Raw genomic sequence first — 17190 nt, forward strand, 5'->3', positions numbered from 1 at the left:
GGAGGACGTGGATGAACCTCGGCTGCGTGCACGACGTCGGGAGGTCGGTCACCGTCACCCACGACGGCGCCGAGCTGGTGCGCTACGTCTACGCACCGGACGACCCGCAGCGGGAGGCGCCGCGGCCGTACTTCCACCCGCTGCGAACCCTCGCCGGCGAGCTCGTCACCGTCAACCGCCCGCACGACCACGTATGGCACAAGGGCCTGGCGTGGTCGCTGCCGCACGTGGGCCCGGACAACTTCTGGGGCGGCCGCACCTACTCGCGCGACGAGCAGCGCTACGTCCAGTACCCGAACAACGGGGCGATGCGGCACCAGCGGTTCACCACGCTCGACGCCCAGCCGGGCGGGGTGACGTGGCGGCACGACCTCGCCTGGATCACCGAGGCCGGCCGGCACATCGTCGACGAGGACCGGGCCGTCGCCGTCGCCATGCCGCTCGGCCAGGACGCGTGGACGCTGCGGTTCGACACCGCCATGACGAACCGCACCGACGCCACGCTCATGCTGGGCAGCCCCACCACCGCCGGGCGCGAGAACGCCGGCTACGGCGGGCTGTTCTGGCGCGGCCCGCGCGCGTTCACCGGCGGGACGGTGCTGGCGCCCGGCGTCGCCGGCGGCGACGACCTGCGCGGGCAGCGGGCGCCGTGGATGGGGTTCACCGGCCGGCACGACGAGACCGGCGGCGCGTCGACCGTCGTCATCGTCGACCACGCGGACAACCCGGCGCATCCGCCGCAGTGGTTCGTGCGCACCGAGGCGTTCGCGGCTGTCTGCCCGGCGCCGTTCTTCAGCGAGGAGGTACCGTTCGAGCCGGGCGCCACGCTGCGGTTCTCGTACACCGTCGTGGTGGCCGACGGCGCGAGCGACCCGGACCGCGCGGCGGCGCTGGCCACGCTGGCGCAGCCGGTCGGCACGCGGCTCGAGGAGGTGGCGCGATGACCGCGCCGCGGCCGGGGTTCCCCGGTGGGACGGCGGTCAGCCATCTCACCGTCTACGACTGGCCGACGGCGGACGGGCTGGCCGGCGGGTCGCCGCACCTGCACACCGCCTCCGGCGAGGGCTACGTCGTCGTCGGCGGCAGCGGGCGGCTGCAGACGCTGAGCGGCGACGGCGCCGCCGAGCACCCGCTGGCGCCCGGCTCGGTGCTGTGGTTCACGCCGGGGACGGTGCACCGGCTGGTCAACGACGGCGGGCTGGAGATCGTCGTGGTCATGCAGAACGCCGGGCTGCCCGAGGCCGGCGACGCCGTCTTCACCTTCCCCGACGACGTGCTGGCCGACCCGGACCGCTACGCCGCGGCCGCCGCGCTGCCGGACGACGACGCTGACGAGGACGCGATCGCGGCCGCTGCCCGCCGCCGCCGCGACCTCGCGCTGGAAGGGTTCGCCCAGCTGCGCGACCGCGTCGCCACGGACGGGCCGGCCGCCCTCGACCAGCTGCACGAGCGAGCCGGCGCGCTGGTCGCCGCGAAGGTGCCGGACTGGCGGGCCACCTGGGAGCAGACCGTCAGGGCCGGCGTCGACGACACCGCTCGGGTTCTCGCGAACCTCGCCGGAGGCGACGCCGGCCACCTGCGCGCGGCGTCGGTGCACGTCGGCGAGCGGCGGGAGCGGACCTACCGCTACGGCATGTGCGGCCGGCTGCGCACCTGGGACGTCGCGGCCCTAGCGGAATAGATCCTCCTCAGACAGGCGGGCGAGCCGGGTCGCCGTGAACCCGATCAGCTCGCGGGCGGCGGTCAGGTCGACCGGCGCCTCCCGCCCCGAGAACGCGCGCCGCCGCGGCACGTCCGGGTGGAACGCGGCCAGCAGCTGCTCCGTCGGGTACGGCGTGGAGTTCTCCGGCGCGGCGACGAAGACCGTGTGCGCCCCCGGCCGGGTGGGCCGCAGCGCGAGCTCGGCCGCCCGCGCGGCGTCGCGGGTCTCCAGGTAGAGCCACAGGTCCGGGGCGGCGTGGCCGGGGTCGGCGGCGATCTTCTCCAGGTAGCCCACCAGCCGGTCGTCGCCGACGGCGTCGTCGCCAAACCCGCCGATCATCGGGAACCGCAGCGCGACGACGTCCATGCCGTGGCGGCGGTGCATGGCCTGCGCGGTCAGCTCGTCGACGACCTTCGACAGTGAGTACGGGTCGGCGGCGCGGCTGGGCACCCGTTCGTCCAGCGGCAGGTACTCCGGGTGCGCCGGCTGCTGCCGCCCGTACCGGTAGCCGAGCGCGTTGATGCTGCTGGCGATGACGGCGTTGCGCACGCCCCGCTCCCCCGCGGCGTCGAGGACGGTGAACGTCGCGGCGGTGTTGCCCGCGAAGACGGCCTCGGGCGAGCCGAGCTCCGGCGCCGGGAGCGCCGCCAGGTGCACCACCGCGTCGGCGCCGTCCAGCGCGGCCGTCACGGTGTCGCGGTCGGTGGCGTCGCCCACGACGACGCGATCGGCCGCCAGCCCGCCTGGATCGTCGAGCACCAGCGCGGTGACCCCGTAGCCCGCCTCGGCGAAGTGCCGGCAGGCGGTCCGGCCGATCAGGCCCGCGGCCCCGGTGATGAGTACTCGCCTCACGAGCGCCCATCCTCTCAGGTATCTCCGCAGGACGATGGCGGTGGGACGTCATGACAACTGGTGGTCAGGACCTCGTGCGAGGTCTACCGTCCCGCCTTGAGTGCTCCACCGGCACGACACGAGGGGGTCGTCGATGAGCCGGCACCGGATTCTCGCCCTCTGCGCCGCCATCGCCGTGGCCGCGCCGGCCGCACTGGCCGCCACCGGGCCGGCTGCGAGCGCCCCGAACCCGGTCGCAGCCACGGCCGCGACGACCAGCGCGGACCCACCCGCCGAGAAGGCCGTGCTGTTCGCCGCCGACGGCATGCGGCCCGACCTCGTCGACCGGTACGCCCGCCAAGGAGCGCTGCCGACGATGGCGCAGCTGATGGACGACGGCGTGACCGGGCGCAACGGCTTGCTGCAGGGGTTCCCGCCCAACACCGGCGTCGGCTGGGCGACGCTGGCCACCGGGACGTGGCCAGGCGAGCACGGCTCCACGAACAACACCTTCCACCGCACCGGCGAGGGCAACTTCAACAACTCCACGAGCTTCGCCGCCACCGGCGTCCTGCAGGCCGACCACATCGCCCAGGCGGCCGAGCGGGCCGGCAAGACGGTCGTCTCCGTCGAGTGGGTGGCCGCACGTTCGCTCACTCCCGCACTGCAGGGCCCGGTGGTCGACTTCCGCAGCTTCTTCTCCCGTCGCGGCATCGTCCTCAACTACGACCTGCCCGGCCAGCCCGCCGGCGCGAACGCGTTCGGCGTCGACTACCAGCGCGTCGGCCTCGAGCCGGCCACCGGATGGACGAACGTGCCGGCGTCGTTCAGCCCGGCGCAACAGCAGCAGTTCACGCTCACCACCACGTTCGCCGCCGCCAACCCCACCCGCGTCGTCGACCTCTACATCTATGACAGCACCGACGACGGCCAGCAGAACTACGACCACGTGTTGCTGGTGCCGGCCGAGGCGGGCAGAAATGGTGCTGCGGCGACGGCCGATTTGGCGCAGGGTGACTGGGCCGACGTCAAGGTGTCGCTGATCGGCCCGCGCGCCGGCCAGACCGCCGGGTACTACGTGAAGGCGATCGACATCGCGCCGGACCTGTCGCAGTTCCGGCTGTACTTCACGTCCGTCGCCCGGGTGAACGCCACCTACAACGCGCTCGGCCCGGCCGGGTCGGCGGCCTTCGAGGAGACGCTGGCCAGCCAGTTCCCGACGTCGACGGCGGCGGACTTCGCGCCGCTGGAGGCGGGCATCGTCGACGAGGACACCTACGTCGAGCAGGGCCTGATGTGGAAGGACGCGCACTGGGCCTACCTGGAGCACATCTTCACGACCCTGGACGTGGACCCCGACCTGCTGCTGCTCGGCACGCCGGTGACGGACGAGTTCAGCCACCAGTTCATGGGGCTGGTGACGCGCGACGACATCGACGGCAACCCGAACCCGTTCTTCGACGACGTGACCGACGACGACGTCCCCGACGGGCGGGTCGCCGTGCGCGAAGGCTACATCCGGGCCGCTTACGAGGAGGCCGACGCCACGCTCGGACTCGGGCGTGCCCTCATGGGCGGCGGCGACGTCACCACGTTCGTCACCTCCGACCACGGCTTCGCGCCGCAGTGGTTCGCGGTCAACGTCAGCGCCAAGCTGGTCGAGCTCGGCCTGCAGGGCGCCGAGCAGACCGGCAATTGCCGCAAGGCGGCCAGCGGAGCCACGCTGGCCAAGGAGTGTCACGCTGGCGGTACCTCGCAGATCTACCTCAACCTGGCCGGCCGTGACCCTGCGGCGGGAAACGAGCCGCAGGTGCCGGCCGCCCAGTACGACGCGGTGCGGCAGCGGATCGTCGAGGCGTTCGAGGGCCTCGACGACCCGAATCTGCCGGGCCGGCAGCAGGTCGTCGACGAGGTCTTCCTCAAGGAGGAGCTGCGCGACGTGGCCGGCACCGACGCGCTGCACCCGAACCGCAGCGGCGACGTCGTGGTCGTCTTCCGTCCGCCGTACCAGACCGACGCCGCGACGCCGGGCGAGCTGATCGCGCCGTCGCAGTTCTTCGGCCAGCACGGCTATCTGCCCGACCTGGTCAAGCTGAACCGCAACGTCAACCTGCACGGGACGTTCATCGCGGCCGGGGCCGGCATCGTGGAGGCGAGGAAACCCATCCGCGACGTCCGGGCGATCGACGTGGCGCCGACGCTCGCCTTCCTGCTCGACATCCCGGGCCCGCAGAACGCCCGCGGCCGGATCCTGTACGACATCGTCGAGGGCGGAGACCGGCTGTCCGAGCTGACGCTGCTCGACATCAGCGACTACCACGGCCAGCTCACACCGCTGGCCGAGGCCGCGGACACATTGAGCGGCGGCGGCGCGGCCAACCCGAGCTTCGGGATCGGGGGTGCGGCGTTCCTGAAGCCGTGGTTCGACGTCTACCGGCATGAGGCACGCGATGGCCACCTGACGCTGACGGCGGGCGACGCCGTGGGGGCGACCCCGCCCATCTCGTCGTTCTTCGGCGACAAGCCCACCATCGAGCTGATGAACCTCATGGGCTTCGATCTCGACGGGCTCGGGAACCACAACTTCGACCGGGGTGAGCAGTACCTGCGGCAGGAGCTCATCCCACTGGCCGACTTCGACTACCTGTCGGCCAACATCGTCGACGACGCCGGGCGGACGCCGGACGAATGGCAGCCGTCGACCGTGGTCCGCGTGGGCGGGCTGCGGGTCGGCGTCGTCGGCTTCTCCAACGAGGACATCCCCGAGCTGACCAAGCCCGGCTCACTGGGCCCGTTCCACGTCGAGCCTCGGGTGCCCAGTGTCCAGGCCGAGATCGACCGGCTCCGGGCGACCGAGAAGAATCTCGCCGCCATCGTCGTCATGGGTCACGACGGCGCGACCTCCGGCACGCTGACGAACCCGTCCGGGCCGATCATCGATCTGGCCGACGCGATCGAGGGCGCGGACGTCGTGGTCGGCGACCACACGAACTTCCAAGTGATCTCGCCGCGGCCGAACGGGTCGCTGGTGGTCGAGAACCTGAGCCGTGGCGTCCGCTTCACCCGGGTCCGCGTGGTCATGGACGAAGTCCGGGGCGACCTCGTGTACACCACGGCCGACTTCCACAAGCCGTGGACCATCGGCGTCACCCCCGACCGGCGGATCCAGGCCGAGATCGACGAGCTGAACGCCCAGCTCGCGCCGATCCTCGGCACTGTCATCGCGGAATCGGACGTCTTCGTGCCACGGTCGGACTCCTGCGGACGCGTGGACGGCCGGCTGTGCGAGTCGCTGGTCGGCAACGTGGTCACCGACGCCATGCGCGCCACGTACGGCACGGACGTCGCGATCACCAACTCCGGTGGCCTGCGCGCCGACCTCACCTGCCCGACCGCGGACAACCCGAGCGACTTCTGCCCGCCGTACACACCGCCGCCGTATCCGATCACCCGCGGCCAGGTGCTGGGCGTGCTGCCGTTCGGCAACGTCGTGGTCACGCTCACGGTGACCGGCGCGGAGCTGAAGGCCATGCTGGAGAACGGCGTCTCGGCGATGCCGGCGGCGAACGGCCGGTTCCCGCAGGTGTCCGGGATGTGCGTGACGTACGACGTCTCGGCGCCGGTCGGCAGCCGCGTCACCTCCGTGGTCCGGCAAGCGGCCGACGGCTCGTGCACCGGCGCGCCAGTCGACCTGACGGCGTCGGCCACCTACACGCTGGCCGAGAACGACTTCATGGCCACCGGCGGCGACGGCTATCCGAACTTCGCGGCGCGGGCCACCACCCGCGAGATCATGGACCAGGTGGTCGCCGACCACCTGGCGGCTACGACCCCTATCAGTCCGGACATCCAGGGCCGCATCGTCTGCACCACCAGCGGCGCCACGGCCTGCCCCGTCGTCACGCCGTAGAGCCCGGGCGCTCCGACGTCCGGGACTCGGCTGGACGTCGCGGCCCGGGCCTCTCGGCGGTCGCGGTCACGAGCACGTCGTGCAGCCGGCGCAGCACGTCGCGATCGGACCGGAGGATGCGGCGGTAGGTGGGATTGTCCGCGTGCGAAATCTCCATGGACAGGTCGCCCAGACGGCGGCCCAGATAGTCACACAGTACCTCGGCCTCATCGTCGGACAGGTTGAGCTGCATCGCCGCCTCCTCTTCTGCTCTCAGACCAGCATGCACCCGCACACCGACACTGGCGAGGATGCAGCGCGCGCGCCGTCCCCCGTCCTCGGCGCGAGGACGGGGGACGAGCGACGCGACGGGGTCAGTCCAGCAGGTGCTCCAGCGCCCGGCCGACGACCTCGGCACGGACGGCGGGATCGTCGATGCCCTCGAGGCCGAACCCGGCGTACAGCGTGCCCGGTGTCGCGGTCACCGCGGCCTCCGGGAAGCCTGCCGCCGTCGTGCGGACGAAGTCGTTGGCGTTCGGCGCGCTTCCCGGCGGCGAGCCCGGCACCGCCCAGCCGTCGAGGTCGGTCTCGAAGTCCGTCGTGCCGTCGCCCGTCGACACGGTGATGTCGTCGACGAACACGCCGAGCCCCTGCACCGCCCAGTCGCTGGCGTAGCTGATCGACACCTCGACGTCGCCACCGGCGTACGCGGACAGGTCCACCGTCCACTGCTGCCAGCCGCCGGAGCTGCCGGACGCGGCGTTCCACTCGCCGGTCGTGCCGGTCGGCGTGCAGGTCTCGTCATCGACGACGGTCTGGTAGTGCTCCAGCTGCGGGTGCAGCGCGTTCCAGCCGGCTGGGCAGCTGTCGCCCGTCGCCGTCGTCGTGTGGCCGTTGAGGTCCGGCAGTGTCGTCCAGTCGTCGGTGCCGGCGGGACGCGCCTCGACGAACAGGTGGTCCCAAGCAGCCTCGGTGTCGTACGACGTCCAGAACGACATCGTCGCGCCACCGGCCGGGACGCTGATCGTGTTGGTCAGCCGCTTGAAGGAGACGTCGGCGATCTGCGAGTACACGTAGAACTCGCCGCTGTGCGGGGCGAACGGCCCGCCCTCACGGTCCCAGCGCGCCGCGACCCAGCTCTCGAACTGCGGGAACTCCTCCACCGGCAGGATGCCGCTCGTGACGACCTGCGAGTTGCTGTGGTCCTGGTTCCCCGCACCGTTGAAGCCCCAGGCCAGACCCTCGAATGGGCCCAGCTCGCTGCCGATGACGTCGAGCAGCTCGCCGTCGTCGCCGGTGCCGGCGTCATCGACCACCAGGTACGCACCCAGCCAGTACTGCAGCACGTCGTTGGTGAGGTCGCCGGAGCCGGCCAGCAGCCGGCACCGTTCCAGCGCCTGCCCGCCGGGCGGCGCGCACTGCGCGTTCGCCGCGGTCGGGTCGTACGCCTGCAGCCCGAGGTTCTGCGTGTACTGACTGCCGGCGTACTTGCCGGTGTAGAGCACCTGCCCGCCCTCGTTGAGGAAGTCGCGGACCTCCAGCAACTCGTCCATGGCCAGCCGGGACGCGTTGCCCGGCCCCCAGCCCGGCTCCCGCGTGACGACGTCATCGCCGGTGTACCAGATGACGGCCTCGTAGTGCGACAGCACGCCCAGGGCGTCCGGCGCGATCCGGCCGCGGGCGTCGACGTCGTACACGTCGTAGCCGACGCCGTTGGCCGTCAGCGCCTCCTCGTAGGCGGCCAGGTAGTGCGGCCCGGCGGTCTGCACTGGCGAGGCACCGGTGTAGTCCTCAGCGGACAGGATCAGGACGTCGTTCCCGGTCTCCTCGACAGCGGTGTACGTGAACGACTCGCTGGTGGCGCCGCCGCCCTCGAACCAGACCTCGACGGTGTCGCCGGGCTCCGTCCCGGTGACCAGGCCGCTCATGACGCGGTAGTACACGGCCGTGGTCCCGCCATAACGGTCGCCGCCCTTCCACTCCTCGGTGGGCGCACTGACAGCCGCGCCGCCGTTGATGCTGTACCTCAGCGTCACCTCGCCGAGCTCGCGCTTGGCCAGTACCCGGACCTCCTGCGGGTCGCCGTAGGAGTAGTCGAAGGTGAAGTTCGCCAGCGGCAGCCCGGTCTTGTAGGTGTCCTCGCTCTCCAGGTAGAACGGCTCGGTCGTCAGGCCCAGGTGCGACACCGGGTCGTCCGGGTCGGCCGCCGACATCGCCACGTCCAGCGCGAACGGCAGCGTCTTCTCGAACTCGGCCTGGATGAGCGCCTCGTCGTCGGGGAAGACGAAGCCGCTGCCCGGAACGCCCTCGCCCAGCTCAGGGGTCCAAGCCAGTGTGCCGCGCTGGGCATGGGCGAAGTCGGTGGTCTCGCCGTTGGTCACGTAGAGCACGTCGGACGACAGGCCGGGCTCCCAGCCGGGGATCGCGGGGGTGTCACGGTTGCCGGACAGCGCGAAGTAGATCGGGTCATCGGCGGTCGGCGTGCCGATCTGCCAGCCCTCGGGATAGAGCAGCCACTCCCCCGTCGAGTGCCAGTTCACGTGGAAGGCGAACCGGACTCGGTCGTACAGGTCCATCATGGCCTGGGTCTCCGGCTCCGACGCGGCCGCGGGTCCGCGGTAGGTGTCGCTGGAGGACAGCGACGACGAGCCCTCCTCGTCGTACTTGAAGTGCTCGGGGTAGTTGCGGTTCGGGTCGACGCCGTCGAGCTGCGTGATCTCGCCGTCGCCGTCGTTGTCGCGCAGGTTCTTCCGCCAGAGCCGCTCCTCGTCGAACGTGTACTGGTAGCCGTCGGGGTTGGCGACCAGCACGAACCAGTACTCGTTGCGGCGCAGCAGGCTCCGGATCTCCCGGTCGTTGGCCCGCCAGCCGTCGACGAAGTGGTGCAGCAGCCGGCGGTTGACCTCGCCGGAGATCCATTCGCGGGCGTGCTGCAGCGAGCTGTAGAGCACGGCCGGCCGGGTGCCGTCGGCGATGCCGCGGGCGCCCTGGGTCAGCTTCAGCGCGATGATCTCGCGGCCGTTGTACGTCTCGCCGAGGACGACGAGCTTGGCGATCTGCGGGTTGCGCCGGGCCAGGTCGTAGAGTTCGTCGCGCAGTCCGCCCTCCTCGTCCCAGGACCGCCAGACCTGGAATCCGCTGGCGGCCTGGCTCGCCGCCAGCTGGGTCGCGCTGAGCCCGTCCTCGTTGCGCTTGACCCGCAGATCGACGCCCCGGCCGCGCAGGGCCTGGGCCTCGTCCTCGCTGAGCACCAGGTCGACGGTGACGCCGCCTGCGGTGGGCTCGGTGGCGACGACGTCCAGTCCTTCGCCTGCCAGCGCGGCCGCCTCCGCGCCGGTCACCTCCGCGGTGTAGACCTCGAGTGACTGCTCGTCCGGGGCGCCCTCCTGAGCACCGGCGCCGCTGGTGACCAGCAGGGAGAGCCCCAGACCGGTGATGGCGAGAGCGGCGGCGAGCCGCCTGGACGTGGAACGCGCTACAGCCATGATGGACTCCCTTGTCCGCAGGCGACTGACGTCGACGACGAACTCGAGAGCCGCGGCTGGTTGCGGCCCAGGCCGCCCCCCGGGCTCGCCCCCGGGCGGACGCTACCGGTGGCATTGATCTTCGCGCAGCCACTGGTCCGGACCGCGCGTGCGCGTCCGAGGGCCTCCGGCCGACGTGGCATCCAGGATCCGCTACACCACGAGGATTTCTGGTGCTACCGCCAGCCAGAAGTTGACGATCATGGAGAAGGTGCCCTTTCGAGGAGCTCGAAAGGGGCGTTTCTCCGTGATCAACATGACGGTGTGAGTCCGGCACACCGGTCGACTGTCGGTCATCCCAGCCAACGATCACGCCGATGGTGGAAGCGGCCGGCGGCCGGCGAAGCCGAGGTCGGCCCGGTGGTACCAGGCGAGGTCGGCGTCGCCCTCCAGCCAGCACAGCAGCACCGGCTCGCCGTCGAGCACCGACGGGAAGTCCAGCAGCAGCGGCGCGATGCCCTTCACCTCGGGCCCGGCGGCGACGACGGCCGACAGCAGCTCGTCCAGGCGGGCCTGGGCGGCCTTCAGCTCCGGCAGCCCGCCCAGCGGGGTCGCCGGGCCGCCCTGCACCGCGGCGCCCAGTTCGGCGAGGTCGGCGCGGACCTCGATCAGGCCGGCCAGGACCGGGCGCAGCCGTTCGAGCACGGCCCGCGCCTCGGCGGCGGTGTAGACGTCGCTCACTCCTCGATTGTCCCGGAGCGGCAGGGCGGCGCCGTCAGGGCCGCGGCACGAGGACGCGCAGGGTGTCGGCCGGGCCGAGGAACCGGTGGTCGGCGGCGCAGTGGACGGCGACGTGCTCGACCGGACCAGAGGTGCTGGAGAACGTGCCGCGCGGCGTGACGGTGGCCGGCAGCCCGCATTCGGGGCAGTCGTAGAGCATCGTGCGCACTCCTGGCGTGGGACGGGGTTCGCGCCGTCCTCGCCGCGAGTCGCTGCTACGTCCAGAGTGCCCAGTGCCCCGCCGTGATCGCCAGACCGCCGTGAGCACGGTCACATGTGCCGTGGGTCACACCGGTTCGGGCGAAACCCTTGCGGTGTCAGCATTCGCCGACTTTGCTGGGACCAGCAAGCGCGCATCGGGATCCGGACGCCGCCGGCGACTCCTGGATCGCGACCCGAGGAGGTGACAGCGCGCCGCGGTTTGCTCCCGTTGCGCTCTCGGTCGGGCCGGTCGAGGCAGCGCCGGTCCCTGGCGTAGGCGGGAGTCCCATGACCAGAATCAGCATGACCGTCGATGGCGTCCGGTACGACGACGACGTCGAGCCACGCACCCTGCTCGTCCAGCACCTGCGCGACCGTCTCGGCAAGGTCGGCACCGTCGTCGGCTGCGACACCAGCAACTGCGGCGCCTGCACGGTCCTGTTGTCCGGCAAGAGCGTCAAGAGCTGTTCCATCCTGGCCGTGCAGGCGGACAGCGCCGACGTCACCACCATCGAGGGCCTGGCCGGCGACGGCGGCGAGCTGCACCCCGTCCAGGCGGCCTTCCACGAGCAGCACGGCCTGCAGTGCGGCTACTGCACGCCCGGCATGATCATGGCCGCGGTCGACCTGCTGACCGAGAACGCCGAGCCCACCGACGCGGAGATACGCGAGGGGCTCGAGGGCAACCTGTGCCGGTGCACCGGCTACCAGAACATCGTGCGGGCGGTCCGCGCGGCCGCCGAGTCGATGCGGACCAGCGTGCCGTCGACGCCGGAAACCGCCGAGGCCGGCGCCCGCGAGGGGGTGACGACGTGACGGTCACCGAGCAGCGCCCGTCCGGCGAGGTCGGCCGCGACCGCCGCCGCAAGGAGGACGCCCGGCTGATCACCGGCCGGACCACCTGGACCGACAACCTGTCCCTGCCGGGCATGCTGCACCTCGCCATCCTGCGCAGCCCCATGGCTCACGCGCGCATCACCGGCATCGACGTGACCGCCGCCCGCGAGATGACCGCCGTGGTGGACGTCTTCACCGGCCGCGACGTCGCCGACGTCCAGGGCAGCCTGCCATGCGCGTGGACGGTCACTCCGGACCTGAAGCATCCCGACCACCCGCCGCTCGCGGTCGACGAGGTCCGGTTCGCCGGCGAGCCGATCGCCGTCGTCGCCGCCCGCGACTGGGCCAGCGCACTGGACGCGCTCGAAGCGATCGACGTCGACTACGAGCCGCTGCCTGCGGTCTTGGACATGGAGGCGGCTCTCGCCGACGGTGCCCCGCTGGTCCACGACAGCCTGGGCACCAACAAGGCCTTCACCTGGGTCTTCGACTCCGCCGAGGCCGGCACTGGCGGCGACCTGGCGGACGCGCTGGCGCAGGCCGAGGTCGTCGTCCGCCGGCGGTACGTCCAGCAGCGGCTGATCCCGGCGTTCATGGAGCCGCGCAGCGTCGTCGTCGACCCGACCCCCGACCAGATCACGATGTGGTCCTCGACCCAGGTGCCGCACTTCGTCCGGTTCTTCCTGGCCGCCCTGCTGGGGACGCCTGAGCACAAGATCCGGGTGATCGCGCCGGACGTCGGCGGCGGCTTCGGTGGCAAGCTGCAGATCACGGCGGAGGAGTTCATCACGTTCCTGACCGCGCAGCGGCTGCACAAGCCGGTGAAGTACACCGAGTCCCGGTCGGAGTCGATGCTGGCGGCGCACCACGGACGGGACATGATCCAGGAGGTCGAGATCGGCGCCCGCCGCGACGGCACGGTCACCGGCCTGGGCGTCCGGCTGCTCGCGAACATGGGCGGCTACCTGCGGCTCCTCACGCCCGCGACGCCGCTCCTGGGCCGCTACATGTACAACGGCATCTACAAGTTCCCGGCGCACCGGTTCGAGTGCACCGGCGTCTTCACCACCACCACGCCGACGGACGCCTACCGCGGCGCCGGCCGGCCGGAGGCCACGTTCGCCATCGAACGGGCGATGGACGACCTCGCCGCCGAGCTGGGCATGGAGCCGATGGAGCTGCGCCGGCGCAACTGGATCCGGCACGACGAATTCCCGTTCACGACGGTGACCGGGCTGACCTACGACTCGGGCGACTACGAGGCGGCCACCGAGCGAGCGATGGAGCTGTTCCGGTACGACGAGCTGCGCCGCGAGCAGCAGGAGCGCCGGCACCGCGGCGACCGCGTCCAGCTGGGCGTCGGCATCTCCACCTACACCGAGATGTGCGGGCTCGCGCCGAGCCGCTGGCTGGGCTCCCTCGGCTACGCCGCCGGCGGCTGGGAGTCCGCGTCGGTGCGGATGCTGCCCACCGGCAAGGTCGAAGTGCTCACCGGCACCACGCCACACGGCCAGGGGCACGAGACGGTGTGGAGCCAGATCGTCGCCGACCAGCTCGGGGTGCCGTTCGAGGACGTCGAGGTGATGCATGGCGACACCCGCACGTCGCACAAGGGCCTGGACACCTACGGCTCGCGCTCGCTCGCGGTCGGCGGGTACGCGCTGGTCGAGGCGTGCAGGCGGGTGGTCGAGAAGGCCCGGCCGATGGCCGCGCACATGCTCGAGTGCGACCCCGCGGACCTGGAGTTCGTGGACGGGCAGTTCCGGGTGCGCGGTGCGCCGGGCGCGGCGAAGTCCATCACCGAGTGCGCGCTGGCGATCTTCGCCGCACATGACCTGCCCGACGGGGTCGAGCCGTACCTCGACGCGGACGCCAGCTACGACCCCGTCGACTTCTCGTTCCCGCACGGCACCCACCTGTGCGCCGTCGAAGTCGACACCGAGACCGGCATGGCGACGATCCGCTCGTACGTGGCCGTCGACGACGTCGGCCGCGCGGTCAACCCGCTGATCGTCGAGGGGCAGGTGCACGGCGGCGTCGCCCAGGGCATCGCGCAGGCGCTGTTCGAGGAGGCCCGCTACGACGAGGACGGCAACCTCATGACTGGGACGTTCGTCGAGTACACGATCCCGAGCGCGTCGGACCTGCCGGACCTCGTCACCGACCGCACCGAGACGCCGGCGCCCGGGCACCCGCTCGGCGCCAAGGGCGTCGGCGAGGCCGGCACCATCGCCTCGACCCCGGCGGTTGTCAACGCCGTGGTCGACGCGCTGCGACCGCTCGGCGTCACCGACGTGCGCATGCCGTGCACGCCGGAACGGGTGTGGTCGACGATCCAGGCTGCCCGCTCCGCGAACGGAGGTGAGCCCCGATGATCCCCGCGGCGTTCGACTACACCCGGGCGGCCTCGGTCGAGGACGCCGTCACCGTGCTCGCCGGCGCCGGCGACGACGGCAAGGTGCTGGCCGGCGGGCAGAGCCTGCTCCCGATGCTGCGGCTGCGGCTGGCCGCGCCGACGATGGTGGTCGACCTCGGCGGCGTGGCCGAGCTGCGCGGCGTCCGCGACGACGGCGACGCGCTCGTCATCGGCGCCATGACCACGCACGACGACGTGACGAAGCACCCGCTGGTGCGCGAGCACGCGCCGCTCATCGCGCAGGCCGCCGAGACCGTCGGCGACCGCCAGGTCCGGCACATGGGCACGTTCGGCGGGTCGCTCGCGCACGCCGACCCGGCCGGTGACCTGCCCGGCGTGGCGCTGGCGCTGGACGCGGTGATGTCGGTGGCCGGGCCCGACGGCATGCGGGACGTGCCGGCCGGCGACTTCTTCGTCGACTACTTCACGACGGCGCTCGGCGCCAGCGACGTACTGGTGTCGGTGCGGGTGCCGAAGCTGACCGGCTGGAGCACCCACTACGAGAAGTTCCACCAGATGGCGCAGTCGTGGTCGGTCGTCGGCGTGGCCGCGGCGGTGCGCCGGTCCAACGGCAGCATCGCCGAGGCCCGGGTCGCCCTGACCAACATGGGCGTCACCCCGATCCGCGCCCGCGGCGTCGAAGAGGCCCTGACCGGCGCCCCGGCGACGGCGGACACGGTGGCGGCCGCGGCCGCGCGGGCGATGGAAGGCGCGTCGCCGCTCACCGACGGCACCGCGTCAGCGGAGTACCGGACCCAGCTGGCGCCCGTCCTCACCCGGCGCGCCGTCATGGCGGCCGGCGGACTGTAGCCGCGCCCTATACGCCCTTGATCATCAACCTTCCGGGCTGCCATGACGACACCAACGGTTGATGATCACGGGCCGCCGCATCTGCTCACCGGCGCGGGAGCGGCCATGCGTCCGGCGCAGCCTCTAGGATCACCTCCACCGTCGTCTGGAGGCTCCGCATGCCCGACAGCGTGTTCTTCGCCCTGACGCTCGCCTCGGCGGTCTCCGCCGGACTGATGGCCGGCATCTACTTCGCGTTCTCGAGCATGGTGATGCCGGGGCTGCGCCGCCTGCAGCCGGGCGAGGCCGTGCGATCGATGCAGGCGATCAACGTCGCCGTCATCAACCCGTGGTTCCTCGCCGCGTTCCTCGGCTCCGCGGCGCTGGCCCTGGTGTCGTTGATCTTCTCGCTCGTCCGTTGGGGCGAGGAGGAGGCGATCTACCTGCTCATCGGCGGCCTGCTGCTGATCTTCGGCTCCATCGGCCTGACCCGCGGCTACCACATCCCGCGCAACAACGCGCTGGCCCTCGTCGACCCGGACGGGCAGGAGGCGAAGGAGCGCTGGGAGACCTACGACGCCGAGTGGACGTCCTGGAACCACATCCGATCGATCGCCAGCCTCGCCTCGGCCATCCTGTTCGCCGCAGGCCTGGCCGCCGTCGAGTAGGTCCGATCCATACAAGCCGCGCCGGCCGCGGCCGTGCGACGGGCTGCGCGCCGCCGGATGCCACCTCTACGCCGTCGGCGTCTCCGAGACCGACCCAGATCTCGTCGTGGTCAGCGAGCAAAGATCACGAACTCTCTCCAGTCGGCTCACGCATTGGACCGAGGACTCAGGGGACCTCCGGCCCCCCCATCGCCCGTCGGTTTTGCATCACCCTCCCACGGGCACATGTCGAGGGTGGCCTCGGCGTCGACGCGCTCACCGGTGCAGCTGGGCGCCCTTGACGATCTTGTCGACGGCGTTCTTCGGGCCGTGTACGGCGAGCCCGACCAGGTCGAGGTCGGCCCGCTTCACCGCAGCCACGGCGGCCCGGTTGTCGCGGTCATTGCCGGTGCCGAACAGCTCGCGCGTGAAGATCGCCGGGCGGAGCCCGCGGTCCAGCGCCCGGCCGTGCGCGGCGGTCAGGACGGCGGCGTCGCCGGCGAACACCAGCACCGGCTGGCCGAACATCGGCAGGTAGCCGGTGCCGTCGGCGTCCTCGTACGGCTCACCGATCAGCTCCGGGGAGGTCGCGGCCACGCCGCTGACCAGGAACGCCGTCACGTTGAGGCGTTGCCAGACGGCGAGGTCGTCGGCGAGCAGCACAGCGATCTTGGTGGCGAAGCGGATCTCGTCGGTCACCGCTCCAGCATGCGCCGACCGGCCGCCGCGGGTCTTGTACGTTATTAGCCGATGGCCGACCGCGAGGTCCCAAGCGGCGGCGAGTCCCACAGCGGAAAGGGGGATCGCGTGTTCGCCCCCGCCGGCGCGACGGTCCGGGCCTGGCGTCCCGACGTGCCCGGGCTGGTCGAGGTCTTCCACGCCCGGTTCACCCACCACGCCTATCCCGCGCACACCCACACCGCGTGGACGCTGCTCATCGTCGACGACGGCGCCATCCGGTTCGACCTCGACCGGCATCACCACGGCGCCGCCGGGTCCGCCGTCACGCTGCTGCCGCCCCACGTCCCGCACGACGGCCGGGCCGCGACGCCGGCCGGGTTCGGTAAGCGGGTGCTCTACCTCGACCCCGACGTCCTCGGCGAGGAGCTGATCGGCGCCGCCGTCGACCACCCCACGTTCGCCGACCGGCAGCTGCGGCTGCGGGTCCACCAGCTGCACCGGGCGCTGGAGCGGCCCGGCGACGCACTGGAGGCGGAGAGCCGGCTGACGCTGATCGGCGCCCGGATCGCCACCCTGCTGAGGTCCGGCCGGACCGCCGCGGACCCGCCGCGGCCACCGTCCGGCCTGGCCGGCCGGCTGCGCGACCTGCTCGACGCGCACGTCACCGACGGCGTCACGCTGCGGGCCGCGGCCGCGCAGCTGCACGCCCACCCGACCCATCTGGTGCGCTCGTTCACGACGGCGTTCGGCCTGCCGCCGCATCGGTATCTCACCGGCCGCCGCGTCGAGTTGGCCCGCCGGCTGCTGCTGGCCGGGCAGCGTCCGGCCGAGGTCGCCACCGCCGCCGGCTTCTACGACCAGGCGCACCTCACCCGGCAGTTCAGCCGCTACCTCGGCGTCAGTCCGGGCCACTACGCAAGGGCTTGACCTCGACCGCGCTCGAAGTGGCAGCG

Annotated in this window: 14 protein-coding genes; 8 read left to right on the top strand and 6 right to left on the bottom strand. The window is 72.1% G+C overall.

Annotated features, from left to right (window positions below):
* Positions 1-11 precede the first annotated feature (11 nt).
* Positions 12-944: a DUF6807 domain-containing protein gene (locus tag E1262_RS20690; protein ID WP_132105075.1), complete on the top strand. Its 933-nt coding sequence runs from the start codon at positions 12-14 to the stop codon at positions 942-944.
* A complete protein-coding gene (locus E1262_RS20695) occupies positions 941-1681 on the top strand; it encodes a cupin domain-containing protein (protein ID WP_132105077.1) in 741 nt (246 codons plus the stop codon). Before E1262_RS20690 ends, E1262_RS20695 begins: the two co-directional genes overlap by 4 nt.
* Here E1262_RS20695 and E1262_RS20700 read toward each other — a convergent pair.
* Positions 1670-2554, bottom strand: a complete 885-nt coding sequence (locus tag E1262_RS20700) for an NAD-dependent epimerase/dehydratase family protein (RefSeq protein WP_132105079.1) — start codon at positions 2552-2554, stop codon at positions 1670-1672. The two genes, E1262_RS20695 and E1262_RS20700, sit on opposite strands and share 12 nt — an antisense overlap.
* A 133-nt stretch (positions 2555-2687) precedes the next feature.
* On the opposite strand from E1262_RS20700, the gene E1262_RS20710 reads away from it, so the two are divergent.
* Positions 2688-6443: a 5'-nucleotidase C-terminal domain-containing protein gene (locus tag E1262_RS20710; protein WP_162606011.1), complete on the top strand. Its 3756-nt coding sequence runs from the start codon at positions 2688-2690 to the stop codon at positions 6441-6443.
* Here the strand turns inward: E1262_RS20710 and E1262_RS20715 are convergent.
* The 4 genes from E1262_RS20715 to E1262_RS30440 all read right to left on the bottom strand — a co-directional run bounded on the left by E1262_RS20715 (position 6433) and on the right by E1262_RS30440 (position 10826).
* A complete protein-coding gene (locus tag E1262_RS20715) occupies positions 6433-6675 on the bottom strand; it encodes a hypothetical protein (RefSeq protein WP_132105084.1) in 243 nt (80 codons plus the stop codon). The two genes, E1262_RS20710 and E1262_RS20715, sit on opposite strands and share 11 nt — an antisense overlap.
* A 121-nt stretch (positions 6676-6796) precedes the next feature.
* Positions 6797-9907 (bottom strand): M14 family metallopeptidase, encoded by a 3111-nt coding sequence (locus tag E1262_RS20720; protein ID WP_132105086.1) that lies wholly within the window; start codon positions 9905-9907, stop codon positions 6797-6799.
* Between the two features lie 348 nt (positions 9908-10255).
* Positions 10256-10627 carry a DUF2203 domain-containing protein gene (locus E1262_RS20725; protein ID WP_132105088.1) on the bottom strand — a complete coding sequence of 124 codons (372 nt, stop codon included), beginning with the start codon at positions 10625-10627 and terminating at the stop codon, positions 10256-10258.
* A 34-nt stretch (positions 10628-10661) separates the two neighbouring features.
* Positions 10662-10826, bottom strand: coding sequence for a hypothetical protein (locus E1262_RS30440; RefSeq protein WP_162606012.1), 165 nt, complete (start codon positions 10824-10826; stop codon positions 10662-10664).
* A gap of 329 nt (positions 10827-11155) precedes the next feature.
* Here E1262_RS30440 and E1262_RS20730 point away from each other — a divergent pair, with 329 nt between their 5' ends.
* From E1262_RS20730 to E1262_RS20745, 4 genes are all read left to right on the top strand, one after another.
* Positions 11156-11683 (top strand): (2Fe-2S)-binding protein, encoded by a 528-nt coding sequence (locus E1262_RS20730; protein ID WP_132105090.1) that lies wholly within the window; start codon positions 11156-11158, stop codon positions 11681-11683.
* Complete coding sequence (locus E1262_RS20735; protein WP_132105092.1) at positions 11680-14079, top strand: xanthine dehydrogenase family protein molybdopterin-binding subunit; 2400 nt, start codon at positions 11680-11682, stop codon at positions 14077-14079. Before E1262_RS20730 ends, E1262_RS20735 begins: the two co-directional genes overlap by 4 nt.
* Entirely contained in the window at positions 14076-14930 is an 855-nt protein-coding gene (locus E1262_RS20740) for an FAD binding domain-containing protein (protein ID WP_132105094.1), read from the top strand. The genes E1262_RS20735 and E1262_RS20740 overlap by 4 nt, the downstream gene beginning before the upstream one ends.
* A gap of 158 nt (positions 14931-15088) precedes the next feature.
* A complete protein-coding gene (locus E1262_RS20745) occupies positions 15089-15577 on the top strand; it encodes an anthrone oxygenase family protein (protein WP_132105104.1) in 489 nt (162 codons plus the stop codon).
* Between the two features lie 255 nt (positions 15578-15832).
* On the opposite strand, the gene E1262_RS30980 is transcribed toward E1262_RS20745, so the two are convergent.
* Complete coding sequence (locus E1262_RS30980; RefSeq protein ID WP_203454109.1) at positions 15833-16255, bottom strand: DUF2000 domain-containing protein; 423 nt, start codon at positions 16253-16255, stop codon at positions 15833-15835.
* 108 nt (positions 16256-16363) lie between these two features.
* Between E1262_RS30980 and E1262_RS20755 the strand changes: the two genes are divergently transcribed.
* The gene (locus E1262_RS20755; protein WP_238993002.1) at positions 16364-17164 is read left to right on the top strand and encodes a helix-turn-helix transcriptional regulator; all 801 of its coding nucleotides are present in this window, start codon (positions 16364-16366) and stop codon (positions 17162-17164) included.
* Positions 17165-17190 lie beyond the last annotated feature (26 nt).

Origin of the sequence: Jiangella aurantiaca, from assembly GCF_004349105.1 — a bacterium.
GTDB lineage: Bacteria > Actinomycetota > Actinomycetes > Jiangellales > Jiangellaceae > Jiangella > Jiangella aurantiaca.

Excerpts from the sequence above, each read along its gene's own strand:
- E1262_RS20690 (WP_132105075.1), top strand. The coding sequence starts at position 12 with ATGAACCTCGGCTGCGTGCACGACGTCGGGAGGTCGGTCACCGTCACC.
- E1262_RS20695 (WP_132105077.1), top strand. The coding sequence starts at position 941 with ATGACCGCGCCGCGGCCGGGGTTCCCCGGTGGGACGGCGGTCAGCCAT.
- E1262_RS20710 (WP_162606011.1), top strand. The coding sequence starts at position 2,688 with ATGAGCCGGCACCGGATTCTCGCCCTCTGCGCCGCCATCGCCGTGGCC.
- E1262_RS20715 (WP_132105084.1), bottom strand. The coding sequence starts at position 6,675 with ATGCAGCTCAACCTGTCCGACGATGAGGCCGAGGTACTGTGTGACTAT.
- E1262_RS20720 (WP_132105086.1), bottom strand. The coding sequence starts at position 9,907 with ATGGCTGTAGCGCGTTCCACGTCCAGGCGGCTCGCCGCCGCTCTCGCC.
- E1262_RS30440 (WP_162606012.1), bottom strand. The coding sequence starts at position 10,826 with ATGCTCTACGACTGCCCCGAATGCGGGCTGCCGGCCACCGTCACGCCG.
- E1262_RS20730 (WP_132105090.1), top strand. The coding sequence starts at position 11,156 with ATGACCAGAATCAGCATGACCGTCGATGGCGTCCGGTACGACGACGAC.
- E1262_RS20740 (WP_132105094.1), top strand. The coding sequence starts at position 14,076 with ATGATCCCCGCGGCGTTCGACTACACCCGGGCGGCCTCGGTCGAGGAC.
- E1262_RS20745 (WP_132105104.1), top strand. The coding sequence starts at position 15,089 with ATGCCCGACAGCGTGTTCTTCGCCCTGACGCTCGCCTCGGCGGTCTCC.